This window comes from Gordonia paraffinivorans NBRC 108238, assembly GCF_000344155.1.
Lineage (GTDB): Bacteria > Actinomycetota > Actinomycetes > Mycobacteriales > Mycobacteriaceae > Gordonia > Gordonia paraffinivorans.
In genome coordinates, this window is record NZ_BAOQ01000038.1 from 24406 (window position 1) to 50747 (window position 26342).

Sequence of the window (26342 nt, forward strand, 5' to 3'; positions counted from 1 at the left end):
TATGGGGCCGGCCCGCTCAGAGGTCGACGTCGACGTCTCCCTCGGCGGTGTTCACGCAGATTCGGATGCTCTGGCCTTCCGGCGAGCTCACCTCGCCGGTCCGCAGATCGCGGATGTTGCCCTGTTTGAGCACCCCGGTGCAGGTGTGGCAGATGCCGATCCGGCAGCCGAACTTCAGCTGCAGACCGCTCTCCTCCCCCGCGACGAGGATGGGGGTGCCCGGCTCGCAGTCGACCTCGGTCTTGCTGCGCAGGAACCGGACGGTGCCGCCCTCGCCTTCGCCGGGGTTACCCCCGATGATCGGCTGGAAACGTTCGAGATGGATCCGGTCCCCGACGCCCTCGGACTCGAAGTGATCGACCAGGCTGTCGAGGAGATCCCTCGGCCCGGAACACATCGCCTGCCGCTCCCGCCAGTCCGGGCACAGCTCGTCGAGGTCGGCCGCCTTGATCCGCCCGTCGCGGCCGGTGATGCGGAGGGTCAGTTGCAGGCCGTCGTGCCGGGAGTCCATCGACTCGAGGTCGGCGGCGAACATCACCTCGTCCTCGCTGTGCGCGGAGTGGATGACCACCACGTCGTCCATGCGGTCGCGGTGGTCGAGGTCGCGCAGCATGCTCATGATCGGTGTGATGCCGCTGCCGGCGCTGACGAACAGCATCTTCTCCGGCAGCGGATCGGGCAGCGTGAACACGCCCTCGATCTCGCCGAGCCGCACGATCTCGCCGGGCCGGATTCCGCGCACCAGGTAGGGCGACACCGTGCCGCCCTCGACGAGCTTGGGGGTCACACCGATCAGGCCGTCGCGCGGATGCGGATCGGAGGTGAGAGAGTATGCGCGCCAATGGAACACGCCATCGATGACGACTCCGAGGCGGACGTATTGGCCGGGCAGGTGGCCCGGCCACTCGTATCCGGGCTCGATCCACACCGTCGCCGCCCCGGAACCCTGCGGCTGCACCTCGACGACGCGTCCCCGTAGCTCCCGCGTGGTCCACAGCGGGTTGATCAGCTCCAGGTAGTCGTCGGGATGCAGCGGGTTGAACAGATGCCGGATGGCACCCAGAAATCCTCGCCGCAGCGGCGAGACCTTCGGTGTTGCTCCACGTTCAGCCACGGAACAGCCCCCGTCGCAAGTCGATTGGCCGCAGGTCGATTCGTGTCACGAGTCCTCGCAGCCGGTCGTCGGCCGCCTCGCCGTGCCCACTCCTTGCTCGGTGGTCACCGTTCGCGCTGTCCGCGTCCGACCATACGGTGTCGGGCACCGCGGAGTGGCTCACTCGATCAGATCGCTTCACATCACACGGGTAACCGGCGACGACGCCGTTCAAACCCGGTTTCCCGCCGCGATCTCGACACGCGGCCTATCGGCCGCCGATGCGGGTCAGGATCGCGGCGGCGACGTCCTCGGCTCGCGACTCGGGCAGCCAGTGGTCGGCGCCCGAGAGCTCGATGTACTCGTACGGCGCGTCCACCCATCCGGCGCACAGACGGGCACCGGCCCGGCCGAGGGCGATGTCGCGGTCGCCCCAGAGGTAGGTCGTGGGCACCCGGACCGGCGTCGGCGCCGCCCCCGGGTCGGGGAACACCATCGCGCGATACCAGGCCAGTGCGCCGGGCAGTGCCCCGTGGTCGAGGATGTCGGCTCTCAGGCCGGACGCGAACGGTTCCGGAAGGCCCATCCGACGGCCGAAATCCGGCCTCGTCCGCATCATCCTCCCGAGGAACGCCTCGGGCAGTCTCGGGATCTGGAACGCGGCCATGTACCAGGAGCGCAGGATCTGCCCGCGCGCCATCGCCCGCGCGAAGGCGCCCGGATGCGGGACCGACAGCGCGGTCAGGGTGGCGACCCGATCCGGATGGTGGGCGGCCGCCGTCCACGCGACCGCCGCGCCCCAGTCGTGCCCGACGAGGTGGACGCGGTCGATGCCGGCGGCGTCGAGCAGCGCGAGCGCGTCGGCGACGAGTTCGGACTGCACGTACTCACGTCGACGCGGCGGGCGGGCCCCGGGCGAGTACCCGCGCTGGTCCGGGGCCAGTGTGCGAAACCCCTTGTCGTGCAACAGCGGGACGACGCGCTCCCACGAAGTGGCCCGCTGCGGGAACCCGTGGAGCAGCAGGACCGGCTCACCGTCTCCCGGCCCCTCGTCGAGCACGTCGAAGGTGTACGGGCCGCGGCGGAACTCGCCGATCCGGGATGCCATGTGTCGGCGCGTCTCTCAGACGAGGGCGAGGACCCGCGCCGGGCCGCCCGTCCCGCCGGCGAACTTCGGCGCCCCGACGATCACGGTGGCCCCGGTCTGCGGCACGGCGTCGAGGTTCGCCATCGCCTCGACCGCGTACCTCCCGGAACCGAGAATCGCGGTGTGCGCACCGGATTCGTCGAACAGGTCGATGCTGAGGGTGTCGGTGCCGATGGCCACGACCCGCCGTTCGGCGACGAGCATCTCGACGACGCCGGGCGAATAGGCGGCCGCGTGGGCCCCGCCGGTTCTCGGCTGCCACCCGGTGTGCAGGGCGACGAGGGCCCCGCGCGGGATCTGACCGTGTCGCTTCTCCCACTCCGCGACGTCCCGTTCGGTCAGCGTCGCCCGCGGGTTCCCGCGCGCCTTCGACGCGATGCTGATGACCACGAGCGGCGCCATGAGGTCGGCGGGGTCGATCCGGGCGACGGTGATCCCGTTGCCGATCTTGTGCGACGGCGCGTCGACATGGGTCCCGGCGTGTTCGGGGAACGAGAGGTAGTTGGTCGAATACCCCGAGTTGCCCGGTCCGACGCGCGAGGTCGGGACGGTGAGCACCGGCGGCTCGCCGGGCCAGAGCGGAAACGACGGCGACAGCGTGTGGGTGAGGTCGACGATCCGCCGATTGCCCTCGGCGCCGGCGGGCGCCGCTTGGGCCAGTGCCGACATCCCCACCCCGGCGGCCACCGCTGCCGAGACCCCCGTGGTCACACCGGCCGCGACCCGCAGCGCCTTCCGCCGCGACATCCGGCGGGCCTCGTCGTGGGCGTGCTGCACGATCTTCTCGTCACACATCTGCTACTCCGTCCAACGCACGCGCAGGATGCGATCGGCGCCGCCGCCGTCGCTGGTGGTCAGCACCAGGGACCCGTCGGGAGCCACCGCGACGCTGCGCAATCGCCCGTGCTGCTCGGTGAGCGCCTCGGTCTTCGACACGACCCGGCGTCCGTCGTCGGACGGCTTCAGGAAGACCAGCCGCTGGCCCTTGAGCGCGGTGACGACCAGGCCACCGCTGTACGGTCCCCAACCGGTCTCCGGGAGGACGGCCACGCCGGGTGTCGCGATCGTCGAGTCGCCCGAGGACCACACCGGGCCGATCGCTCCGGGAATCCGGCCGGTGTCGGTCATGGGGACCGACTCGTCGTAGATGACCGGGATGCGGTCCGGTTGGTAGCCGTAGTTGCCGCCCGCGACGATCAGGTTGATCTCGTCGTCGCGGGTGGTCCCCTGTTCGGCCACGTAGACGCGACCGCCGGGCGCGATCGCGACGCCCTGGATGTTGCGGTGGCCGAGGCTGTACACGGGACTGCCCGGGAACCGGTTGCCCGGGGCCGGCGCCCCGTTGCGATCCACGTGGAGCACCTTGCCGCCCAGCGAGTTCCGGTCCTGCGGCACTCCGGGGGTGGCGGTGTCGCCGGTGCCCACCCAGATGCCGTCGGAGGTGGCGGCGAGGCCGCAGCCCGCATGCCGGCCGGACGAGGTGACCGGGATTCCGTCGACGACCGTGCGTTCCCGGACCATCTCGGTCCAGTCGTCGTTCACCCGCCACGACACGACGCGGATGGTCTGCCCCGTCTGGGGCGCGGGCAGGGGGATGTCGGCGATCTCGCCTGGGACGGTGAACGCGCCGGGCCGCGTGTATTCGGCCTGGCAGGAGTACACGCGGCGGGTCTCGTCGAAGCCCGGGTCGATGGCCAGGCCCATGAGGCCGGCCTCCTTGACCGCGAAGATCTTCGACAGGTCCGCCTTGACGTTCACCTTGCGGCCGTCGGGGCGGACGGCGACGAACCGTCCGGACCGCTCCCCGGTCAGCACCGTCCCGTCGGGGGCGACCACGACGCCCCACGGGATGGTCAGCCCGTCGGCGACCGTCGTCACCTCGAGCGGCGGTTGCGCGTGCGCCGCGGGCGCGTCGGCGAGGGTCCCGGCGGCCACGGCCGACGCGGCGGCCAGCGCGGCGAACGATCGGATGGCTCTTCTGCGTGCGCGACGTGTCCGGCTCACAGGGTCACCGTAATCGCGGCCGGGCGCCGGGGCACGGCATTCCGGCGAGCGGGCCCGCCGTTTCATCCGGCCGGGGCAGGCCTGGGCCCCGGGGCCGGGACCGGCGGCGGCACAACCGGCACGAACACGTCGTCGATCCGTCCGCCGAGCGTCGGCGACAGCGAGTTGACGAAGCCGAGGACATCGCGCTTCTCACCGTCTCGATACGGGGTCGGCGCATAGTCGTTGAACGCCTCGGTCGACGACACCCGGGTCGGGATGACGCGGAACCCGACATCGCGGACCGAGCCGTCGACCGCGGTGAAGCGGGTCTGCAGGATGAGGGCCCGCTTGTCCGACGGGTTGCTGTTGCCGCCGAACGCGAAATTGCCGAAGGAGTAGGCGATCAGCTTTCCGCGGTAGACCTCCATGGACTGGATGACGTGCGGGTGCGTGCCGACGACCAGATCCGCGCCGGCGTCGACCGCGATGTGGGCCAGGTTCGTCTGGACCGGACTCGGCAGGTGTTCGGACTCGTCGCCCCAGTGGAAGTACGGGATGATCACCTGTGCCCCGGCCGCCCGCAAGCGGGCGAAATCGCGGTGGATGCGGCCGGCCATCTCCGGCCCGTCGGTCCACGCCTGGTAGCCGACGAACCCGAACGTCACACCCTTGACCTTGCGCACCAGGATCAGGTCGTAGCCGGAACCCTCGCCCTCGTAGCCGGTTCCGAAGACCCCGATCCCGGCGTCGGCCAGCGCCGCGAGGGTGTCGTCGAAGCCGGTCTGCCCGTAGTCGAACGTGGGGTTGTTGGCGACGGTCGCGACGTCGAATCCGCCGGCTGGCAGGGTGTGCGCCGGGGGCCGGGTCGCCGTGGAAGTGGTAGACCTCGCCTTCCCCCTTGTACCGCTTCTCCCGGGAGCGGGTGAGCGCCACCTCGACGTTGCCGACGGTCAGGTCGTCGGCGGTGAACAGATGGCGGACGTTGCGGAAGAAGTGATCCGGCGCCCGGCCGCTGCGTTCCCACACCGCGGGCAGTCCCGACTCGGCGGCGAAGGTGTCGTCGGTCCCGAGGATGGTGTCACCGCTGAAGCTGAGCACGATCTGTTCGCCGACCGGCGTCCTCGCCGCCATCTCGGTGGGCGCGTCCACCGACGACGGCGCCGCGACGAGCGGGCGCGTCGACGACGCGACGGTGAGTCCGCACACCGTCACCACGACCACGACGAAAGCGGCGAGGACCGCCGACGACTTACCGAGCACCTCAGCATCCAAACGGACGTCGCCGACTCGCGCGCGTCGAGAACGTCGCCCGTTCGGACGATCTCGCCGAAAGTGCCGGGAGTGAGGTCAGCGGCCGGGCAGGTACTTCAGCGCCCGCACGGCGGTCGGGGTGATCGCGCGGTAGATGTTCTTCGGGATCAGCGGAGCCCGGTCGATGCCGATGAAGCGCTGCTCGGCGATGGTCTGGGACTCGGTGTACTTGAGCAGTCCCTCCTCGCCGTGGCGACGGCCCATGCCCGAGATGCCCATGCCGCCCATCGGCGCGGCGGTCGACGCCCACGCGGCGGCGTAGCCCTCGTTGATGTTGACCGTGCCGGCGCGCAGCTGCTCGGCCACGGCCTGCGCCTCGGAGCTGCTGCCCGCGAAGACGCTGGCGTTGAGTCCGTACTCGGTGTCGTTGGCGAGCTTGATGGCCTCGTCGGTGGAGTCGACCGGGTAGATCGACACGACCGGACCGAAGGTCTCGTTGCGGCAGCACGTCATCTCGTCCGTGACGTCGGTGAGGACCGTCGGCTCGTAGAAGAACGGGCCGAGGTCGGGACGCCGCTTGCCGCCGGCGAGGACCTTGGCGCCCTTGGCGACCGCGTCCTCGACATGTGCCTCGACGGTCTCGATCTGCGAGGCCGAGGCGAGCGAGCCCATGTCGGCGGTGAAGTCGTAGGTCGCGGCGAGCTTCATCGTCGAGACGTAGGCGGCGAACCGGTCGGCGAACTCGTCGGCGATCTTCTTGTCGACGTAGATCCGCTCGATCGAGATGCAGAGCTGGCCCGAGTTGGAGTAGCAGGCACGCGCCGCGCCCTGCACGGCGTTGGCGATGTCGGCGCTCGCGGTCACGACCAGCGGGTTCTTGCCGCCGAGCTCGGCGGAGAAGCCGATGAGGCGGCGTCCGGCCTGTTCGGCGAGCGTCGCGCCGGTCGCCGACGAGCCGGTGAACATCACGTAGTCGGTGGTGGCCATGATCGCCTGGCCGACGACGCTGCCCGGGCCGGGGACCACCGCGAAGAGCTCACGCGGGAGCCCCGCCTCGTAGAGGAGCTCGGCGACCGCGAGGGCGCAGTACGGGGTCTGGCTGTCGGGCTTGATGACCACGCCGTTGCCGGCGACGAGGGCGGCGACCGCATCCGAGGCCGCCATGGTCAGCGGGTAGTTCCACGGGCTGATGACGCCGACCACGCCCTTCGGCAGGTGACGCACCCGCACGCTGGTCACGCCCGGGAGCATGCCCTTGACCTTGCGATCGGCCAGCAGCTTGGGGCCGGCGACGGCGTAGTGCCGCGCGGTGAGCGCGACGTCGAGGACCTCTTCCTGCGCGTAGATCCGGGCCTTGCCGGTCTCGGCCTGCGCGATGTCCATCAACGACGCGGCGTTGCGGTGGACGAGCTCGGAGAACCGGTCGAGGACGGCCGCGCGCTCGGCCGGGGTCTTCGCCGCCCAGCCCTGCTGAGCCTGGCGTGCGCGGGCGACCGCGGCCTCGAGGTCCTCGGCGGTGCCGACCGGGATGGTGGCCATCTCCACCCCGCTGAAGGCCTCCAGCACCGGGCGGGTGGGCCGGGAGGCGGCGTCGTCGATGGCGACGAGGGCTCCGAGACGGTCGAAGTAATCGGCGGTGGGCTTCGGCATGGCGGGGCTCCTACGGCGTTGGTGGTCTGCTGCGGCGGGTGGGACGACCTGCGGAGAACTCAGTTCTCGGGGCTGACGATCACGATGCCGTCGTCGTCGGAGTAGACGATGTCGCCCGGGTTGAAGGTCTCGCCGCCGATGGTCAGCGGCACGTCGCGCTCGCCCGCGCCGGTCTTGGTCGACTTGCGCGGGTTGGTGCCGAGTGCCTTCACGCCGATCGCCATGCCGCCGATGGTCTTGGCGTCGCGGATGGCGCCGTTGATGATGATGCCCACCCACCCGTTGGAACGGCCGAGCTCGGCGATGACGTCGCCGACCAGCGCGGTGTGGACCGAGGCGTCACCGTCGACGACCAGCACACCGCCCGGGTTGGACTCGCTCAGGACCGACTTGAGCAGGGCGTTGTCCTGGAAGCACTTGACGGTGGTCACCCGCCCGACGAACTCCCGGTTGCCGCCGTACTGCGTGAACTGGGTGTCGCAACTGCGGACGTCGGCGCCGATCTCGTCGACGAGATCTGCCGTCGGGGTGAAGGTCAACTCGCTCATACCGACCAGTATAGGTGTAACCGCAAGTTCCGGGTTACCGCCGGGTAGAGATCCGGCGGCAACCCCCGCGCACCCGCCTTCGCACCCGGCGTCAGGGGGTGCAGACCTCCGTGCCGCGGTACCAATGGCCGGCCCAGTGCGTCATCTCCTTCGTCGAGGGGTTGTACAGCGGGGTCGGTGAGTACATGAGCAGCACGCACCCGCCCTCTGTCGTCAGCCGCTCCTTCGCGATGGTCGTGCGCACCACCCTGGCGATCTCGCTGACGTCACCCATGCGTATCCCTGCATTCGCCACGACGGGCAGGATCCCGGAATCGTTCAGTTGTCGCGTCTGGCCGACACTCAGGATGAAGGCGTAGGGGAAGACCAGCTTGCTGTCGGTGTCCCGGACGTTCGAATAGACGGTCGGCAACGGCTTCCACTTCGCCGAGGCCACCTGACTCGCAGGCCCGGACGGCGCCGCTGCCGCCGGCGCGTGGGCACCCACGCCCACGATCAGACCCGCGAGCATCGACGCCGATGCGGCTGCCGAGATCCCCACTCTTCGCGCACTTTTCATCTCTCCGCCTTCCGACGACAGTGTGTTGGACGAGATTCGTTGCGCTGCACAGCCTCCACAGCATCGCACACCCGAAGTGTGGTGTACATCACGCTTACTCCGGCTAACCAATCCCGCTCTGCGCACCCAGCCTCCCGGTGGCGGACATCTCCCGGCCTCCGTATCGCCGGCGCGATGGGTACGTGACCGCCGCGCAGAACCGCCCCAGTGCTCACCGGACGTCGTCGATGATCTCCGCGACCTCGTCGGGCCGCTCGGAGACCAGGAAGTGCTTCGCCCTGGGCAGCACCGTGATCCGGTCGGCGCCGAGAACATCGGCGTAGCGCTGCTGCTTCCACTCCCAGAACAGCCGCCAGCCGGGCAGCGTCGACGACGCGACCACGACGGTGACCGGCACGCGCGGCATCGGATTGCTGCGTCGCAACTGCCGCAGGGTCTTGTTCATCGCCCCGAAGGCGGCATTCTCCACCAGCATCGCCAGCAGGAACTCAGGCTGACCGAACAGCCGTGCGCCCCAATGCCGTTGACTCTCCCCGCGACCCTCCGGGGGCGCGGGCACGACCCGCGTCCACACGCCCAGGCTCGGCCACCGGCGAAGCCCCACGCGGCTCGTCACCGCCCGGGCGGTCCCCACCAGCCGGTGCGCGTTGCCGACCCGGAACGACAGCGGCACCAGCCGCCACGGGACCAGCACGTAGGAGCCGTCGAGCACCACCACCCCCGCGGTCCGCTCGGGATGGCGGCGCGCGAACGCCTCCACATACAGCGAGGCCAGCGAATGACCGACCACCACAACGGGTTCGGTCACCCCGCGCGCGTCGAGGACCTCGACCATCCGGTCCACCTCGCCGAGCAGCGTCGGGAGGTGTTGCCGCCCGACCGGGCTCGACAGCCCGTACCCGGGCCGGTCGTAGCGGATCACGCGCCACGACGAGACCAGCCGGGAGACCAGCGGGTCGAGGTCGAACCAGTTGCTGCCCAGCGCCGCCATCAGCAGCAGCGGCGGGCCCGCCCCCTCGTCGAGGACGTGCAGCCGGTGGTCGCCCACGGTGACGAACTCACCGGGGGCGTCCTCCGTGTGCGGAATCGGGGTCACCCGGCCAGTGTGCCCGAGGTCAGGCGTCCTGCGGCTTGGCCAGCGGGAACGCCAGGGATTCGCGGATCGACTGGCCGGTGATCAGCATGACCACGCGGTCGACGCCGACACCGAGACCGCCGGTCGGCGGCATGGCGTACTCGAGGGCCTGCAGGAAGTCCTCGTCGAGCTCCATCGCCTCCGGGTCGCCGTCCGCGGCCAGGATCGACTGCTCGGTGAGGCGCTTGCGCTGCTCCACCGGGTCGGTCAGCTCCGTGTACGCGGTGCCGAGCTCGACGCCCCACGCGACGAGGTCCCAACGCTCGGCGACACCCGGCTTGGACCGGTGCGCACGCGTGAGCGGCGACACCGACGTCGGGAAGTCGGTGTAGAACGTCGGGAACGTCGTCCGGTCCTCGCCGAGGTGCTCGTACAGTTCGAGCACGATCTGGCCGGCGTCCCAGTCGGGGCGGTAGTTGATGTCGAGGCGGTCGCACACCACGCGCAGTTGCTCGACCGGGGTGTCCGGGGTGATCTCCTCCCCCGCCCCCTCCGACACGACCTCGTGCACGGTCTTCACCGGCCACTCGCCGGAGATGTCGATGCGTTCCTCGTTGCCGTCGGCGTCGGTCCTCACGATGACCGGCTCGCCGTGGGCCGCGGTCGCCGCGTGCTGGATCATCTCGCGGGTGAGATCGAGCATCTTCAGGTAATCGCTGTGCGCCTCATAGGCTTCCAGGCTCGTGAACTCCGGGTTGTGGCTGAAGTCCACGCCCTCGTTGCGGAAGTTGCGGCCGATCTCGAACACCTTCTCCACGCCGCCGACGCACAGCCGCTTCAGGTACAGCTCGGGGGCGATGCGCAGGTACAGGTCGAGGTTGTAGGCGTTGATGTGCGTCTGGAACGGGGTGGCGTTCGCGCCGCCGTGGATCTGCTGCAGGATCGGCGTCTCCACCTCGAGGAAGCCGCGGGCGGACAGGAAGTCCCGCAGCGACTTCACCACGATGCTGCGCGTGGCGAGCAGTTGGCGGCTGCGCTCGTTGATCGCGAGGTCGACGTAGCGCTGGCGGACGCGCGCCTCCGGGTCGGTCAGGCCCGCCCACTTGTCGGGCAGCGGCCGCAGGCACTTGCCGTTGAACCGCCACGCGTCGATGAGGATCGACAACTCGCCGGACCGGCTCGTGCCGACCACGCCGCGGGCCTGGATCAGGTCGCCGAGATCGACGTCGCCGCCGAAATCGGGGGTGCCCGGGATCAGGCGGGACTCCTCGACGAGCACCTGCACCTCGCCCGACCAGTCGTGGACGTCGGCGAAGACGACCTTGCCGAAGTCGCGCAGGCGTGTGACGCGGCCGGCGATGGTGACCACCGTGCCCTCCGGTTCGGAGCGGGCCTGCGCGATCGTGTGCGTCGGGGCGTCGGCCGGCGGGTACGGATCGAACCCCTGCTCGACGAGCCGGTCCATCTTCTCCAGGCGGACCCGCACCTGCTCGGGCCGGTGGACGACGGCGACGTCGCGGGTCTCGGCCTCCTCCTCGAGCCGGGCGATGAGCGCCGGCGCGTCGACACCCGGCGGGATCGACGAGCGCCCGCCCTCGTAGTGCTTGTCGCGGCCGAACTTCGGGAGGGTGACGAGACCTTCGGTGACGATCGCGGCCAGGCCCACCCGCGGCAGGATGCGGCTGTCCTCGAAGCACAGGTAGCGCGGCTGCCAGTCCGGCAGGTACTTGGCGTTGGACTTGTACAGCGACTCCATCTGGAAGAACTTCGAGCCGAACATCAGCACCGAGTACCCGAAGCGCATGATCGGGCCCGCGCCGATCTGCGGTCCCTGCTCGAAGAACGCGCGGAACGCCGCGAAGTTGAGGGAGACCTCGGTGATGCCGAACTGCTCGGAGTTGCGGCACAGCTCGGAGACCATCGTCTCGACGACGCCGTTGGGGCCCGAACGGTCGCGGCGCATCAGGTCCAGCGACGCGCCCCGCCGGCCCCACGGCACGAAGGACAGCATGCCGACGACCCGCTCGCTCGGCGTGCCCTCGTCGATGACGGCCTCGACGAGCAGGCACTCGTCGTCGGCACGGTCGCCGAGCCGCGACAGCGCCATCGCGAAACCGCGCTCCTCGTCGGTGTCGCGCCACTCGTCGGCGCGGGCGATGACCTTCTGCATCTCGGCGTCGTCGATGTCGGCGTGCCGGCGGATGCGGACCGTGACCCCGGCCCGCCGGGTGCGCGTCACGGCCTGCCGGACCGCCTTCATCGCCGGACCGCTGAGGCTGTACTCGCGGGTGTGGATGATCGCCTCGTCGCCGATGCTCAGGGTGACGAAACCGGCTGCGTGGTAGGCCTCCGCGCCGTGCGCGCTCGCGCCGATGGCCGCCGGGTGCCAGCCGTACTTCTCGCAGAGGGCGACGAATTCGGCGATGGCGTCGGGCCACGACTCCGGATCGCCGATCGGGTCGCCGCCGGCCATGCCGACGCCGACCTCCACGCGGTAGGTGATCGCGGCGCGGCCGTCCGGGGAGAACACGACCGCCTTGTCGCGACGGGTGGAGAAGTAGGCCAGCGAGTCGTCGTCGTTGAACCGCTTGATGAGGGCGCGGATGAGCGACTCGTCCTCGGCGGTGATGAGCCAGCGCAGGCGCTGCGACCGGAAGAGGACCGCGGCCGCCGCGATGAGGGCCAGGGCGCCGAACAGGCCGAGCAGGCCGTTGACGAAGACCGGCGCGTGCCGGCCGTCGAAGGAGGCGTCGGCGTCGATGGCGCCGAAGGCGACGACCCGGTTGAAGGCGTAGGCGAGCCGCTCGCCGTGGGTCAGGTTGTGGGGGAAGGCCCAGACGAGCGCCCAGCCGAGCAGCGTCGCGATGCCGAGGCCGACGATCAGGGTGGCGATCGCGGCGGGCACCGCCCCGCGGCGAACCCGGGTGTAGAACTGCTTGTACGTCGCGATCAGGAAGATCAGCGCCGCGAGGTCGATCACCACGCCGATCCACAGGTTGGTGCGGTCCCAGGACGTGACCTCGAGATCGTCCTCGAGCGCCGGTATCAGGAAGACGAGGTTGCCGGCGATGAACAGCACGAGGTAGATGACGCTGATCCACCAGGCGATGCGCTTGCGCGCCGACAGCGCGATGGCGATGAGGGCCAGGACGAACGCCCACGCGAAGCTCGTGTCCGGCAGGGTGATGATGTAGTCGTCGACGTACCGGCGGGGGTCGTGGATCAGCCGCCGGAAGGCCGGGATGAGGCTCGACAGCAACGAGATCGCGGCCAGGACGCCGACGACCGTGCCCGCCACCTTGGGGGCGTTGCGGCCGAATCCGGCGGGTCGCCTGATCTGGTTCAGCAGTGCGAGGGATCGCCGGTCGGCGGCGGTGGGTTCTCGCCGCGCCGGGGCGTTCCCGGGAACGGCGGCATCGGGATTCGCGGGGTCGACCGGCGCGAGTGGGGAGTCGGTGGCCATGCGTCGAAGGTAGTCGCAGAACAGTCCGCACTCTCGCAGTCCACGCTGATCCGGCTGTGCAGCGGCACAGAATCTCTTCTGGCCGCACCGATGTGGCCCTCTCCGCCCTCACGGGGCATGATCGGCACCGTGTACGACGTGACGATCCGCGACGAGTCCATCCGCCTCGGTCAGTTCCTGAAGCTGGCCAATCTCATCGAGTCGGGCGCCGAGGCCAAGGAGGTCATCGCCGATGGCCTGGTGACGGTCAACGGCGAGGTCGAGACCCGACGGGGCCGGCAACTGGCAATCGGCGACGTGGTCGAGATCGGCGGGATGAGCGCCCGGGTCGCAGCGGAATGAGATCCTCCTCGCGACGGTGATCGAAAGCAGAGAGGGCGGCGACCCGTCGTGCGGGTCACCGCCCTCGTCGGCGTCTCGGATTGATCAGGAGCGGACGCCGTAGCGTCTCAGTTCCGCCGGGGTGATCAGGCGCTCGGCCTCCGCGGGGAAGTTGGGTGCGTGTGTGCGGCGTCCGCCGAGTCGCCCCCCGATGAGCGAATTCAGCAGCGATCCCCTGCGGGATGTGTGAAGGGTGTCAGCCAACTTCATGACCAATCACTTCCTGGTGCGATCCACATTCAGTTCAACGGACTCTGACTTTGCTCTACTGTAGCGGCATTTCTCGGCGGCCGGCCCCGGAGATGACGTGGTCTCGGCCACGATCATCCGAAGCCCGCGCCGACATGTGAGTTCACGCCCGCGGCTGGTTCGGGCTGTGATCGCCGTTACGCACCGGCTAGATCGATCATGGCACGCGAGGCGTTACATTCCCGGTAGCGACGCGTTCTCTACCAGGAACTATGGTATTCCGCCGGCGGTCGGTCGGATGCCATCCGGTCGGACCACATCCGGCCCGATCCCGGTTCACACGGTCGCGGCGCGGGGTCTGGTGGGTGACCGCCCGATCCAGTAGGTTCACGTGGACCTTCACTGTTCTTGACCGAAAGGCAGCGCCTTGTCCGACATCGACGACCTCTTGTCGCGCCTCCCCTACGGCTCCCTGGCCACGCAGCTCGGGGTCGACGAGGACTCCGCACGCGCAGCCGCTCGGCAGGCGGTGCCCGCTCTGCTCGCCGGCCTGCAGACGCAGACCACCGACGAGGAGGCGGCCCAGAAACTCGTCGGCGCCCTCGCCCAGCACGACAACGATCTCGCCACCGGTGAGATCGACGTCGACCAGGTCGACACGGCCGACGGCTCGAAGATCGTCGCGCACATCTTCGGCGACAAGACCCCGGAGGTCGCGGGCGCCGTCAGCAACCAGGTCCCCGCCGCCGCGGTCGACCCGGGCGTGGTCCAGAAGCTGCTGCCGATCCTCGCGCCGATCGTGCTGAGCTACCTCACCAAGAAGGTTCTCGGCGGAGCCGGCGGCGGCGCCCCGACGCAGGCCGGCAGCGGCGGCCTGGGCGATCTGCTCGGCACCGTGCTCGGCGGCGGCAAGGGCGGCGGTGCCGCCGGCGAGCGCGGCGACCTCCTCGGCGGGATGCTCGGCGGCGCGGCCGGAAGCGGCGCCAAGCAGGGTGGCGGCGATCTCCTCGGCGGCATCCTCGGATCGATCCTGGGCGGCAAGAAGTAGCCCCCGAGGCCACAGACGACGACTCCCGCACACCCGATCGGTGTGCGGGAGTCGTCGGTTTCCGGGGTCGTTCACCGCAGCGCGGCGAGTTGTGGCGGCGGGTTCGGGACGTCCCCGGCCGTCGGCTCAGGCCAGGCCGGCGAGATACCGGTTCGCCCACTGGACGGCGGTCACGCCGGGCTTCACCTGGTCTATGGGCGCACCGGCAGCCGCGTGAGGCGATTGACCCGCCCGCCGATGCACCTCTCGAACCCCGAAAACCACGAACTCCCGCCGACCCTGCACGGGTGCGGCGGGAGTCCGCGATCTCGATGTGTCAGATCAGCGCTGGGCGACCGTGGTCGGCTCGATGGGCGCCGGCAGGAACGAGGTACCGGTCAGGTACTCGTCGGCCGCCGCGGCCGCCGAGCGGCCCTCGGCGATCGCCCACACGATCAGCGACTGGCCACGACCGGCGTCGCCGGCGACGAACACACCCGGCAGTCCGACGGCGGCGAAGTTGTCGTCGCGCTTGACGTTGCCGCGGGCGTCGTAGGCGACGCCGAGCTTGTCGAGCAGGTCCCCGCGCTCCGGGCCGACGAAGCCCATGGCGAGGAGCACCAGGTCGCACTCGAGCTCGAAGTCGGTGCCCTCGACCTTCTCGAAGCGACCGTCGCGCATGACGACCTCGTGCGCCTTGAGCGCCTTGACCTTGCCGTTCTCGTCGCCGATGAACTTCTCGGTGTTCACCGAGTAGACGCGCTCGCCGCCCTCCTCGTGGGCCGAGGAGACGCGGAACATCAGCGGGTAGGTCGGCCACGGGGTCGACTCGGCCCGCTCGATCGGCGGCTTGGGCATGATCTCGAACTGGTGCACGCTCTCCGCGCCCTGGCGCAGCGAGGTGCCCAGGCAGTCGGCGCCTGTGTCGCCGCCGCCGATGATGACGACCTTCTTGCCCTTGGCCGTGATCTGGTTCTCGACGGTGTCGCCGAGCTGGACCCGGTTGGCCTGGGGCAGGAACTCCATCGCCTGGTGGATGCCGTCGAGCTCGCGGCCCGGGATCGGCAGGTCGCGACCGATGGTCGAACCGTTGGCCAGGACGACCGCGTCGAAGTCGGCGCGCAGCTGCTCGGCGGTGATGTCGACGCCCACGTTGACCCCGGTCTTGAAGACGGTGCCCTCGGCCTCCATCTGCGCCAGACGGCGGTCGATGTGGCGCTTCTCCATCTTGAACTCGGGGATGCCGTAGCGCAGCAGGCCGCCGATGCGGTCGGCGCGCTCGAACACGGTCACGTCGTGACCGGCGCGGGTGAGCTGCTGGGCGGCGGCCAGGCCGGCCGGGCCCGAGCCGACGACCGCGACCTTCTTGCCGGTCTTCTTCGACGGCATGACCGGGGTGACCCAGCCGTTGTCGAAGGCGTTGTCGATGAGCTCGACCTCGACCTGCTTGATGGTCACCGCCGGCTGGTTGATGCCGAGCACGCACGACGCCTCACACGGAGCCGGGCACAGGCGACCGGTGAACTCCGGGAAGTTGTTGGTCGCGTGCAGACGCTCGATGCCGTCGCGCCACCGGTCCTTGTAGACCAGGTCGTTCCACTCGGGGATCAGGTTCCCCAGTGGGCAGCCGTTGTGGCAGAACGGGATACCGCAGTCCATGCAGCGGCTGGCCTGCGTCTGGAGGTGGGACCGGTCGAAGTCGGTGTAGACCTCTTTCCAGTCCATCAGGCGCAGGTCCACCGGACGGCGGTCGGGCAGCTCCCGCTCGGTGTGCTTCAGGAATCCTCTGGGGTCAGCCACGTGCGGCCTCCATGATCGCTTCGTTCACGTCTCGCCCGGTCTTCTCCGCTTCGGAGATGGCCAGCAGCACGCGCTTGTAGTCCCGCGGCATGACCTTGGCGAACTTGGTCTGGGCAGTGTCCCAATCGGCGAGCAGCGCTGCGGCGACCGGGGATTCGGTCTCCGCACGATGCTCCTCGATGATGGCGGCGAGGAACTCTACGTCCTCTTCCTCGAGCGGCTCGAGGTCGACCAGCTCGGTGTTGAGGTTGGCCGCGAACTTCTGCTCCGGGTCGTACACGTAGGCGATGCCGCCCGACATGCCGGCCGCGAAATTGCGCCCGGTGTCGCCGAGGACGACGACGCGCCCGCCGGTCATGTACTCACAACCGTGGTCGCCCACGCCCTCGACGACCGCCGTCACGCCCGAGTTGCGGACGCAGAAGCGCTCGCCGACGATGCCGCGCAGGAAGATCTTGCCCGCGGTGGCACCGAAGCCGATGACATTGCCGGCGATGATGTTGTTCTCCGCGACGAAGCCCTCCGGGGCGTTGCGCGCCGGACGGACGACGATGCGGCCGCCCGACAGGCCCTTGCCGACGAAGTCGTTGGCGTCGCCCTCGAGGCGCAGCGTGATGCCCTTCGGGACGAAGGCACCGAAGCTGTTGCCCGCCGAACCGTTGAAGTCGATGATGATCGTCCCGTCCGGGAGTCCCTGGGCGCCATAGGTCTTGGTGACCTCGTGGCCCAGCATCGTGCCGACCGTGCGGTTGACGTTGGTGATCTTCGACGTGAAGGACACGCGGGTCCCGTGGTCGATCGCCTCGCGCGCCTGGGCGATGAGCTGCTGGTCGAGCGCCTTGTCCAGCGAGTGGTCCTGGACGCCCGAGCAGTACAGGTCCTGGTTCATGAACGGCGATTCCGGCATGGTCAGGATCGTCGACAGGTCGAGCTTGCCGGCCTTCTCGTTCTTCCAGTGCGCGATCGCCTTGGAGGTGTCGAGGGCCTCGACGTGGCCGACGGCCTCCTGCAGCGTGCGGAAACCGAGGCGCGCCAGCAGTTCCCGAACCTCTTCGGCGATGAACATGAAGAAGTTCTCGACGAACTCCGGCTTGCCCGAGAAGCGCTCGCGCAGCAGCGGGTTCTGGGTCGCGATGCCGACCGGGCAGGTGTCGAGGTGGCAGACACGCATCATGATGCAGCCCGAGACCACCAGCGGCGCGGTCGCGAAACCGAACTCCTCGCCGCCGAGCAGGGCGGCGATGACGACGTCGCGGCCGGTCTTCATCTGGCCGTCGACCTGGACCACGATGCGATCGCGCAGGCCGTTGAGCAGCAGGGTCTGCTGGGTCTCGGCCAGGCCGATCTCCCACGGCGCGCCGGCGTGCTTGAGCGACGTCAGCGGCGACGCGCCGGTGCCACCGTCGTGGCCCGAGATGAGCACCACGTCGGCGTGTGCCTTCGACACACCCGCGGCGACGGTGCCCACGCCGACCTCGGAGACGAGCTTGACGTGGATGCGCGCCTTCGGGTTCGCGTTCTTCAGGTCGTGGATCAGCTGCGCGAGATCCTCGATCGAGTAGATGTCGTGGTGCGGCGGCGGCGAGATGAGGCCGACGCCCGGCGTCGAGCCGCGCACCTCGGCGACCCACGGGTACACCTTGTGCGGCGGCAGCTGGCCACCCTCACCGGGCTTGGCGCCCTGCGCCATCTTGATCTGGATGTCGGTGCAGTTGCTCAGGTAGTGCGAGGTGACGCCGAAGCGTCCCGACGCGACCTGCTTGATCGCGCTGCGACGCCAGTCGCCGTTCTCGTCGTGATGGAAACGACGCGGATCCTCGCCGCCCTCACCGGAGTTCGAGCGGCCGCCGAGGCGGTTCATGGCGATGGCGAGCGTCTCGTGAGCCTCGGCCGAGATGGAACCGAAGCTCATCGCGCCGGTCGAGAAGCGCTTGACGATCTCGCTGGCCGGCTCGACCTTCTCGATCGGGATCGGGTCGCGATCGCCGAAGTTGAAGTCGAACAGGCCGCGCAGCGTGCCCAGACGGCGCGACTGGTCGTCGACCATCTTGGTGTACTCCTTGAACACCTTGTACTGCCCGGTGCGCGTGGAGTGCTGCAGCTTGAAGACCGTGTCCGGGTTGAACAGGTGGTACTCGCCCTCGCGGCGCCACTGGTACTCGCCGCCGACCTCGAGCTCGCGGTGCGCGCGCTCCGACGGCCGGCCGTTGAAGGCCAGGGCATGGCGCTTGGCGACGTCGGCGGCGATGTCGTCGAGGCCGATGCCGTCGAGCTGGCTGTTGAGGCCGGTGAAGAACTCGTCGACGAGCTCCTGCGACAGGCCGATCACCTGGAAGAGCTGCGCGCCGGTGTAGGAGGCGATGGTCGAGATGCCCATCTTGCTCATCACCTTGAGCACGCCCTTGGAGGCGGCCTTGATGTAGTTCTTCTTCGCGGTCGCGAAGTCGATGTCGCCGAGCACGCCGCGCTCGATCATGTCCTCGATGGTCTCGAAGGCCATGTACGGGTTGACCGCGGCCGCGCCGAAGCCGACCAGGGTCGCGACATGGTGGACCTCGCGGCAGTCACCGGACTCGATGATCAGGCCGGCGCGGGTGCGCTTGCGCTCGCGCACCAGGTGGTGGTGCACCGCGGCGGTCAGCAGCAGCGACGGGATCGGCGCGTAGGTCTCGTCCGACTCGCGGTCGGACAGGATGATCAGGTTCACGCCCTCGTCGATGGCGGCGCTCGCCTTGGCCCGGATCTCGTCGAGGGCCTTGCGCAGGCCGTCCCCGCCCTCGGCCACCGGGTAGAGGCCGTGGATGTGGATGCTGCGGAAGGCCGGCAGCTTGTCGTTGTCGTTGATCTCGACCAGCTTGGCCAGGGTGTCGTTGTCGATCACCGGCTGGGGCAGCGAGATCTGGCGGCACGACTCGGGGCCGGGGTGCAGCAGGTCGGCCTCGGCGCCGATGGTCGAGCCGACGCTGGTGACGACCTCCTCGCGGATGGCGTCCAGCGGCGGGTTGGTGACCTGCGCGAAGAGCTGCTGGAAGTAGTCGAACAGCATGCGCGGGCGCTTCGACAGCACCGCGATCGGGGTGTCGGTGCCCATCGAGCCGAGCGCCTCCGCGCCGGTCTTGGCCATCGGCGCGATGAGGAGGTTCAGTTCCTCGGTGGTGTAGCCGAAGACCTGCTGACGCAGGGTGACCCGGTCATGCGGCATGTGGATGTGCGGCGGGGCCTCGATGTCGTCGACGGCGACCATGCCCTGCTCGAGCCACTCCGCGTACGGGTGCTCGGCAGCGAGCTCGTCCTTGATCTCCTCGTCGTCGACGATGCGGCCGGCGGCGGTGTCGACCAGGAACATGCGGCCCGGCTGCAGGCGCATCTTCTGCACGACCTGGGAGTGGTCGATGTCGAGGACGCCGACCTCCGAGGCCATGACGACGAGTCCGTCCTCGGTGACCCAGATGCGCGACGGGCGCAGGCCGTTGCGGTCGAGCACGGCGCCGACGACGGTGCCGTCGGTGAAGCAGACCGACGCCGGTCCGTCCCACGGCTCCATGAGCGCCGAGTGGTACTCGTAGAACGCCTTGTGCTCGGGCTTCATCGACTCATGACGCTCCCAGGCCTCCGGGATCATCATCAGCACGGCGTGCGGCAGGCTGCGGCCACCGAGGTGGAGCAGCTCGAGCACCTCGTCGAAGCGCGCGGTGTCCGAGGCGCCGGGGGTGCACACCGGGAAGATCTTCGACGCGGCATCGGGACCGAAGGCGCCGGTGTCGATGAGCGACTCGCGGGCGCGCATCCAGTTCTCGTTGCCGGTGACGGTGTTGATCTCACCGTTGTGCGCGACGCGGCGGAACGGGTGCGCCAGCGGCCACGAGGGGAAGGTGTTGGTGGAGAAGCGCGAGTGGACCAGGCCGAGCGCGCTCTCGACGCGCGAATCCTGCAGGTCCACGTAGAACTCCCGCAGCTGCGGGGTGGTCAGCATGCCCTTGTAGACGAAGGTGCGACCCGACAGCGACGGGAAGTACACGGTCTCGCGGCCCGGGCCGTCGGCGCCGGCACCCTTGTTGCCGAGTTCGTACTGGACGCGCTTGCGCACGACGTAGGCACGGCGCTCGAGCTCCATGCCCTCGGCGCCGCCGATGAAGACCTGGCGGAAGGTCGGCATCGCGTCGCGGGCGAGAGCACCGAGCGAGGTCTCGTTGGTGGGGACCTCGCGCCAGCCGAGGAGGGTCAGGCCCTCGGACTCGATGACCTTCTCGACGCCCTCGCAGGCCTGACGCGCGTCTTCAGAACCCTGCGGCAGGAAGGCGATACCGGTTGCGTAGCTGCCTTCCGGGGGCAGATCGAAGTCGACCGTCTCGCGGAAGAAACGGTCGGGGACCTGGATCATGATGCCCGCGCCGTCGCCGGTGTTCGGCTCGGCGCCGGCGGCACCGCGGTGCTCGAGGTTGACCAGGGCCATGATCGCCTTGTCGACGATGTCGCGACTGCGTCGTCCGTACATGTCGACCACGAACGCCACGCCACACGAGTCGTGCTCGTAACGCGGGTCGTAGAGACCAACCGGTCCCGGAGCCTGCTTCATATTCGCCTCACTTATGCGTGCGGAGGGTGCACGCACTACCCGTCGTAGATGTCTGGGGGGCCACTCGGCCGTGCACGTCGCGGACCTCGATGTCCGCTGACGGTCGTCGTCTTCCACCCCCTGAGGGGCTGACCTGGGCGGAACGACCACAAAGGCGGTGTCCCCGTCAGCGCCGTTGCTGACAGTCCCTTCGGGCCGCATCGTCGGGGCCCGAACACATGCTCGTCGGCGGCGTGCGCGCAGCGCTGGACAGAGCGCCTGCGGGCAACCGCATGAGCATTGTGGGCCATTTTTCCACGTGGGGGGTCCACTCTCGAAATCCGGCTAGCACAATCGCCACGATTCTGCACGTCAAGGGCCGATCCGGCGTGTGCGGACGCCCTGCATATGTCCGCGGCAAGGTAGGAGTCCGCGCCCTTCGGCGATCTCCCGCGGCGGCCGCGACCGAACCCGCGACCGCGGTGTCGGGGTCGCGAGGGCGAGGTTCTCGGGTACCGGTCCGGTCGCAGTCCGGTGTCGTCCCGGGTGATCAGACACATCGGACATCACCCGCGGCTACCGTCGGAGTGATGAGCGTCACCTCGATGGCCGGCGGTGCGCCCGCCGGTGTCCCCGACCCGCGATCCGGAGCCGACCTGCCGTTCGGACCGCTCGGGGTCGACCCGCGCGGTTCCCGCCGATCCCGGGCGGTCAACGCCTACCTCACCCGCGCGACGTGGCCGCTGATGGCCGCGGCGGGCCGCAGCCATCCACGCATCACCGCGCAGATGATCCAGCGGGCCCGGCCCGGCCTCAACCGGACCATCGAGCGGCTCGGTCCCCCGCCCCGAGAGACGCGCGTGCAGCCCGTCCGGGAGTCGTTCCGCGGCGGCCAGGTGCGGGGCGAGTGGGTGGTCGGCCGGCGCGCCCCGCAACCCCGACCCGGCGAGCGGATCGTCTACTACCTCCACGGCAGCGGATACGTCGTGTGCTCCCCGCGAACACACCGCGGACTCGTCGCGCGGATCGGCAATCTCGCCGAGGTCCCCGCGTTCAGCCTCGATTATCGTCTCGCGCCGGAGTATCCGTGGCCCTGCGCGGGAAACGACACCATCCGCGGTTACCGCTGGCTGCTCGAACAGGGATATCGCGCCGAGGACATCGTCATCGCCGGGGACTCCGCGGGCGGGCACCTCGCCCTCGACCTGCTGTACGTCAACCACTGCACGGGCACGCCGCAGCCCGGTTCGATGGTCCTATTCTCCCCGCTGTACGACCCGACCTTCGAGCTGGCCGTGCAGAACCAGCTCGGCGGGGTGCGCGATCCGATCATCAACGCGGTGTCGGCACGCAAGATCCTGAGCCTCTACACCCGCACGGCCGAGGCCGACCACCCGCGCATGCGGGTCCGTCTCCGTCCCGACATGACACTGCCCAAGACGCTCATCCAGTACGGCGCCCTGGAGGTCATGGGTGCCGACGCCCGGGCCCTGCACGGCGAGATCACCTCGGCCGGAGGGCTTTCGGTCCTGCAGGCGTGGCCGGACCAGGGGCACGTCTTCCAGCTGATGCCGCAGTTGTCCTCGGAGGCGCGGCACGCGGTCGAGACCGCGGCCCGCTTCATCACGGTGACGGCGCCGGAGCGTGCCGGCGGCTGAGGCGTCCGCGCCGAAAACCCTCTGCCCGGCAACGCGAGCCGCCGTATCCTCAGACGATGGATTTACTGGTGACCGTGGTCGTCGTCGACGACCACCCGTTCTTCCGGGATGGGGTGTCGCGCGGCTTCACGCAGAGCGGACGCATCCGGGTGGTCGGCGAGGCCTCCGACGGCGCGTCGGGGCTGGAGCTGATCCGCCGGGAGCACCCCGACGTCGCGGTCGTCGACCATCAGATGCCCGGCATGACCGGCGTCGAACTGGCGCACGCGGTCACCCGTGACGAGTTGCCGACCCGCGTGTTGCTGCTGTCAGCGATCACCGACGGCCCGATCGTGTTCCGCGCGCTGCAGGAAGGCGCGGCCGGCTACCTGCCGAAGGACTCCGACCGCGACGAGATCGTCGGCGCGGTGACCCGGGTGGCCAAGGGCGAGACGGTCGTCCCGGCCGCGCTCGCCTCGGCGCTGGCCGGCGAGATCCGCACCCGCACGCAGCCCGACGCCCCCGTCCTGAGCGAACGCGAGCGGCAGGTGCTGACGGGTTTCGCTCGCGGACGGTCGATCCCGCAGATCGCGGCCGAGCTCTACATCGGCGCGACGACCGTGAAGACCCCACACCCAGCGGCTCTACGAGAAGCTCAGCGTCTCCGACCGGGCCGCGGCGGTGGCGGAGGCGATGCGTCGTGGGCTCCTCGAGTGACCGCGTGGCCCGCAACTCCGATCTCGAGATCGCCGGTCTGACCGTCTATCTCGGCTTCGGGAGGTTTGCCGACGAGCCGCGCATCCATCGGATCCTCGTCGAACACGCGGTGCGCGGCGTTCGCATCCAGGCCCTGCTGCGGGTCTTCCTCGCCGCCTTCGTCCTGCTCACCGTCTGCCTCGACCCGCCCAATTCGGCGATGGCCGTCAGCGTCGTCACCGGAATCCTGTACGCCGCATGGTGTATCGCGGGTTGCTGGGCGGTGATGCGCCACGCGCGATTCGCGGTGCGATGGTCGTGGGTCGGGCTGCCCGTCGACCTGCTGCTGATGACGATCCTGGCGGTCATCGCGAGCATGTCGAACGACGTCAGCTGGACGATCAACGCGCTGATCGCCGGGTTCGCCCTGGTGCCGATGATCGCGGCGGTGTCGCTGCAACCGCGGCTGTGCGCGCTGGTCGTCGCCGCGACGGTCGTCGTCTATGCGGTCTCGACCGCGTTGTCCCGGGAGGCCAACGGCGAGCCGTGGTCGGTCGTGGTGCTGCGGGTCCTGGTCATCGCGGCGCTCGCGGTCGGCGCGGTCCTGCTGGCGCAGCTCAACCGCTCCCGGGTCATCACCATCGGCTCACTCGCCGCCGAGCGGGCACAACTGCTCGACGAGACGATGACGATCGAGGAACGCGAGCGCGGCAACCTCGCCGACAGCCTCCACGACGGCGCGCTGCAGTACATTCTCGCCGCGCGACAGGAGCTCGCGACACTGCGTGATTCGGCCGACGAGGAGACCCTCGACCGTGTCGACGGCGCCTTGCGCGAGTCGGCCCGGTTGCTTCGGACGACGCTGAGCGAGCTGCATCCGGCGGTCCTCGAACAGGCCGGCCTCGCCGTCGCCCTCACCGACCTCTCGTCCTCGTACGGCAACCGCGCGGGGGCACCCACGATCGCCGTCGACACCGCCGCCTGGCCGTCGGACCTGCGCACCTCCACGGACTCGCTGCTGTTCGCCACCGCCCGCGAGCTGCTCACCAACGTGATCAAGCACGCCGGAGCCGAGAACGCGGAGATCACCGCCGAATTCGAGGACAGCGTCGCGCGGCTGGTCGTCCTCGACGACGGCGTCGGCCTGCCCGGAGACGTCGACGTGGAGGATCTGCTGCAGCGGCGTCAGGCGTCGGGCCATATCGGCCTGGCGTCCCGCCGGGTTCGCATCGAGGGCCTCGGCGGCCGGATGCGCCTGGAGAACCGTCCTACCGGCGGTCTCGCGGCGATCGTCGAGATGCCGGCACGGAGGCTGTGAGTTCTTCGCGGCCGATGTCGCAACGGATGCCGTAGGGTCTGCTCGGCGTCACGCGAGTAGAGGCGGGTCGGGTTTGGGCAGCACATGGGTGGTGGACGATCGCCGGCTTCTCGGTCCGAAGGCGCTGCTCTCGTCCGCGCTGTTCCTGGCCGGCTCGCTCGTCGGGCTGTACTTCGCCCTCGACATGTGGTTCGTGCCCGACCAGTGTGGCGGCGATCCCATGGGTGTCGACGACCTGTGCCTGCACAAGCGGGCCGGCCGCAGCCACTCCGAGACGCTGCTCCCCGACCTGCGGACGGACCGGGAGTCCTGGCCCTCCGACGGGCAACTGGCGGACCTCTGGGCGCAACGCAGACACAACCGCAAAGAGGGTCGGATCGTCACGCCGATCGCCGTCGGTCTCCTCACCCTCGCGGTCTGGGTGATCGTCCTGCAGGGGCGGGCGCTGATACGCAGGCGGGCGGACAGGCGCCCCTGACCTCGCCCCTCACCAGGGGCGCCGATGCCGTGTCGCCATCCGCTTCGCACACAAGGCGGACACATCCCACGGGCGGTTCTCCGTGCTCGCTACCCGGCCATGTCCACCGATCGGTGGATGCGCGATTCCACCGGTGCATCACCCCGGCGGCGGAGTCCGGGGCAGGCGTTCTCCGAGGAGAGTCAGTGGTGTCGCCGGGACAGCCCGGAACACCAGATCCCAGAACAGAATCCACCCGGAGAGTCGGAGAACACCATGAAGATCGCATCCCGCCTCGCCCTCGGAACCATCGGCATCCTCGGGATCGCCGGACTCGCCCTCGGCGCCGCCGGCGCAGCCCACGCCGGCACCATGCCGATCGTCCGCCCCGGCGAACCGACCGTGGCGATGACGATCACCAACCACACCAATCAGCCCGAGCACCTGATCGGCTCGAGCGCGGCCGGCGGCGAGTGGGTGAACGCCCCGGCCAAGGTCCTCTACCCCGGCGCGTCCCAGACCATCACCGCCACCGCCCCTCTGAGCGGCCGCCTCGACGTCAACGCCATGTACCGCATCGGCGACGACGGCCCCATCGCCCGGTACCAGGTGAACAATCACCGGGCCGGCACCAACACCGCCATGACCGGGATCTCGGGGCGCCACGCCCAGCGGTACTGGATCAACAGCAAGATCGACACCGGCTTCCCCCAGGCAAACGTCTGTTTCGACCAGTGGTGAGTGGAGGATGATGCCTGCTGACCACCGGAAACGGCCGAGCCCGCGACCACACGTCGGTCGCGGGCCCGGCCGCGTTCGGCTCTTCTCGCCCGTCGTCAGGACGGCAGCACGTTCTCCAGCGAACCGCCGCCACCCCCACCACCGCCGGTCGCCTTGAAGTCGGTGGTGCAGCCGTTGAAGCTGATGCTGTCCACGTTCACCCGGCCCGGCAGGTTGTTCTCGCCCGGATTGCTGGAGATCCCGTAGCAGTCGATCACCGTGTCGCTGCCCGCCTTCGCGTCCTCGAGAGTGGTGTACGTGTTGCGCGTGTACCCCGGAAGGTCTCGGGTCGCCCGCCACGAGGTCGAGTTCGTGGCATCGGCTTTCCCGGCGGTGGAGGGCGCAGACCACACCAGCGTCATGAATCCGTTCTCTCCCGGAACGCCGGTGTCGCGACCTCCGCACAATTCGTCGGCGACACCGGTGCCGCCGACGCGGATGCAGGCGCGAACAGTGCTGCGACCCCGAATGCCACCCCCACGGTGGCAACCCGAACGACGTCGCGGTTCATACGATTGCCTGCCTCCACCATTGTCCCGGCCGGTTCGGTCCGTATTCTCCGTTATCGCCGAAAATACGGGACTAATCGCCCTTTCGACGGTTCGTTTGGGCGACAAAACATATCAACCCCGAAATCCCGCGATCGCGGAATGATTGCTGACGGAAAAGCACCTCCGATTTTCCACCCTCACCGGCAGCGTCGACCTCATATCGTCATCCGCTTCGCCCG

At 69.5% G+C, this 26342-nt stretch carries 19 protein-coding genes and 1 pseudogene; 7 read left to right on the plus strand and 13 right to left on the minus strand.

What is annotated here, in order from left to right; translation table 11 throughout:
• Positions 1 to 16: 16 nt before the first annotated feature.
• The 10 genes from GP2_RS17475 to lysX all read right to left on the minus strand — a co-directional run bounded on the left by GP2_RS17475 (position 17) and on the right by lysX (position 12772).
• A complete protein-coding gene (locus GP2_RS17475; RefSeq protein ID WP_006901877.1) occupies positions 17 to 1114 on the minus strand; it encodes a ferredoxin reductase in 1098 nt (365 codons plus the stop codon).
• Between the two features lie 247 nt (positions 1115 to 1361).
• The gene (locus GP2_RS17480; RefSeq protein ID WP_006901878.1) at positions 1362 to 2201 is read right to left on the minus strand and encodes an alpha/beta fold hydrolase; all 840 of its coding nucleotides are present in this window, start codon (positions 2199 to 2201) and stop codon (positions 1362 to 1364) included.
• 15 nt (positions 2202 to 2216) lie between these two features.
• Positions 2217 to 3035, minus strand: coding sequence for a cyclase family protein (locus GP2_RS17485; protein ID WP_006901879.1), 819 nt, complete (start codon positions 3033 to 3035; stop codon positions 2217 to 2219).
• 3 nt (positions 3036 to 3038) lie between these two features.
• Complete coding sequence (locus GP2_RS17490; RefSeq protein WP_006901880.1) at positions 3039 to 4244, minus strand: PQQ-dependent sugar dehydrogenase; 1206 nt, start codon at positions 4242 to 4244, stop codon at positions 3039 to 3041.
• 62 nt (positions 4245 to 4306) lie between these two features.
• Positions 4307 to 5071, minus strand: coding sequence for a CapA family protein (locus GP2_RS22285; RefSeq protein ID WP_255218658.1), 765 nt, complete (start codon positions 5069 to 5071; stop codon positions 4307 to 4309).
• A 502-nt stretch (positions 5072 to 5573) separates the two neighbouring features.
• Positions 5574 to 7127, minus strand: coding sequence for a succinic semialdehyde dehydrogenase (locus tag GP2_RS17500; protein WP_006901883.1), 1554 nt, complete (start codon positions 7125 to 7127; stop codon positions 5574 to 5576).
• Positions 7128 to 7186: 59 nt separating this feature from the next.
• Positions 7187 to 7675: a ribonuclease E activity regulator RraA gene (rraA, locus tag GP2_RS17505; protein WP_006901884.1), complete on the minus strand. Its 489-nt coding sequence runs from the start codon at positions 7673 to 7675 to the stop codon at positions 7187 to 7189.
• Between the two features lie 91 nt (positions 7676 to 7766).
• Complete coding sequence (locus tag GP2_RS17510) at positions 7767 to 8216, minus strand: hypothetical protein (RefSeq protein ID WP_040527357.1); 450 nt, start codon at positions 8214 to 8216, stop codon at positions 7767 to 7769.
• A gap of 229 nt (positions 8217 to 8445) precedes the next feature.
• Positions 8446 to 9330 (minus strand): alpha/beta fold hydrolase, encoded by an 885-nt coding sequence (locus GP2_RS17515; RefSeq protein ID WP_006901887.1) that lies wholly within the window; start codon positions 9328 to 9330, stop codon positions 8446 to 8448.
• A 19-nt stretch (positions 9331 to 9349) separates the two neighbouring features.
• Positions 9350 to 12772: a bifunctional lysylphosphatidylglycerol synthetase/lysine--tRNA ligase LysX gene (gene lysX / locus GP2_RS17520; RefSeq protein ID WP_006901889.1), complete on the minus strand. Its 3423-nt coding sequence runs from the start codon at positions 12770 to 12772 to the stop codon at positions 9350 to 9352.
• Between the two features lie 117 nt (positions 12773 to 12889).
• Here lysX and GP2_RS17525 point away from each other — a divergent pair, with 117 nt between their 5' ends.
• Together GP2_RS17525 and GP2_RS17530 are read left to right on the plus strand one after the other, a co-directional pair.
• Positions 12890 to 13114 carry an RNA-binding S4 domain-containing protein gene (locus tag GP2_RS17525; RefSeq protein ID WP_006901891.1) on the plus strand — a complete coding sequence of 75 codons (225 nt, stop codon included), beginning with the start codon at positions 12890 to 12892 and terminating at the stop codon, positions 13112 to 13114.
• A gap of 655 nt (positions 13115 to 13769) precedes the next feature.
• The gene (locus GP2_RS17530; protein ID WP_006901893.1) at positions 13770 to 14390 is read left to right on the plus strand and encodes a DUF937 domain-containing protein; all 621 of its coding nucleotides are present in this window, start codon (positions 13770 to 13772) and stop codon (positions 14388 to 14390) included.
• A 321-nt stretch (positions 14391 to 14711) separates the two neighbouring features.
• On the opposite strand, the gene GP2_RS17535 is transcribed toward GP2_RS17530, so the two are convergent.
• Both GP2_RS17535 and gltB read right to left on the minus strand, forming a co-directional pair.
• A complete protein-coding gene (locus GP2_RS17535) occupies positions 14712 to 16169 on the minus strand; it encodes a glutamate synthase subunit beta (RefSeq protein ID WP_006901894.1) in 1458 nt (485 codons plus the stop codon).
• The gene (gene gltB / locus GP2_RS17540; protein WP_006901896.1) at positions 16162 to 20745 is read right to left on the minus strand and encodes a glutamate synthase large subunit; all 4584 of its coding nucleotides are present in this window, start codon (positions 20743 to 20745) and stop codon (positions 16162 to 16164) included. Before gltB ends, GP2_RS17535 begins: the two co-directional genes overlap by 8 nt.
• Before the next feature lie 569 nt (positions 20746 to 21314).
• On the opposite strand from gltB, the gene GP2_RS17545 reads away from it, so the two are divergent.
• The 5 genes and pseudogenes from GP2_RS17545 to GP2_RS17565 all read left to right on the plus strand — a co-directional run bounded on the left by GP2_RS17545 (position 21315) and on the right by GP2_RS17565 (position 25573).
• A complete protein-coding gene (locus tag GP2_RS17545) occupies positions 21315 to 22382 on the plus strand; it encodes an alpha/beta hydrolase fold domain-containing protein (RefSeq protein ID WP_040527359.1) in 1068 nt (355 codons plus the stop codon).
• A gap of 56 nt (positions 22383 to 22438) precedes the next feature.
• Positions 22439 to 23078 (plus strand): annotated as a pseudogene (locus GP2_RS17550) (response regulator).
• On the plus strand, positions 23062 to 24375 hold the full coding sequence (locus GP2_RS17555; protein WP_006901900.1) for a sensor histidine kinase: 1314 nt from the start codon (positions 23062 to 23064) through the stop codon (positions 24373 to 24375). The pseudogene GP2_RS17550 and the gene GP2_RS17555 overlap by 17 nt, the downstream one beginning before the upstream one ends.
• Positions 24376 to 24448: 73 nt before the next feature.
• A complete protein-coding gene (locus tag GP2_RS17560; RefSeq protein WP_006901901.1) occupies positions 24449 to 24853 on the plus strand; it encodes a hypothetical protein in 405 nt (134 codons plus the stop codon).
• A 255-nt stretch (positions 24854 to 25108) separates the two neighbouring features.
• Positions 25109 to 25573, plus strand: a complete 465-nt coding sequence (locus GP2_RS17565; RefSeq protein ID WP_006901902.1) for a hypothetical protein — start codon at positions 25109 to 25111, stop codon at positions 25571 to 25573.
• Between the two features lie 95 nt (positions 25574 to 25668).
• Here the strand turns inward: GP2_RS17565 and GP2_RS17570 are convergent, their stop codons facing one another.
• Positions 25669 to 25974 (minus strand): hypothetical protein, encoded by a 306-nt coding sequence (locus tag GP2_RS17570; RefSeq protein WP_006901903.1) that lies wholly within the window; start codon positions 25972 to 25974, stop codon positions 25669 to 25671.
• Between the last annotated feature and the right edge of the window lie 368 nt (positions 25975 to 26342).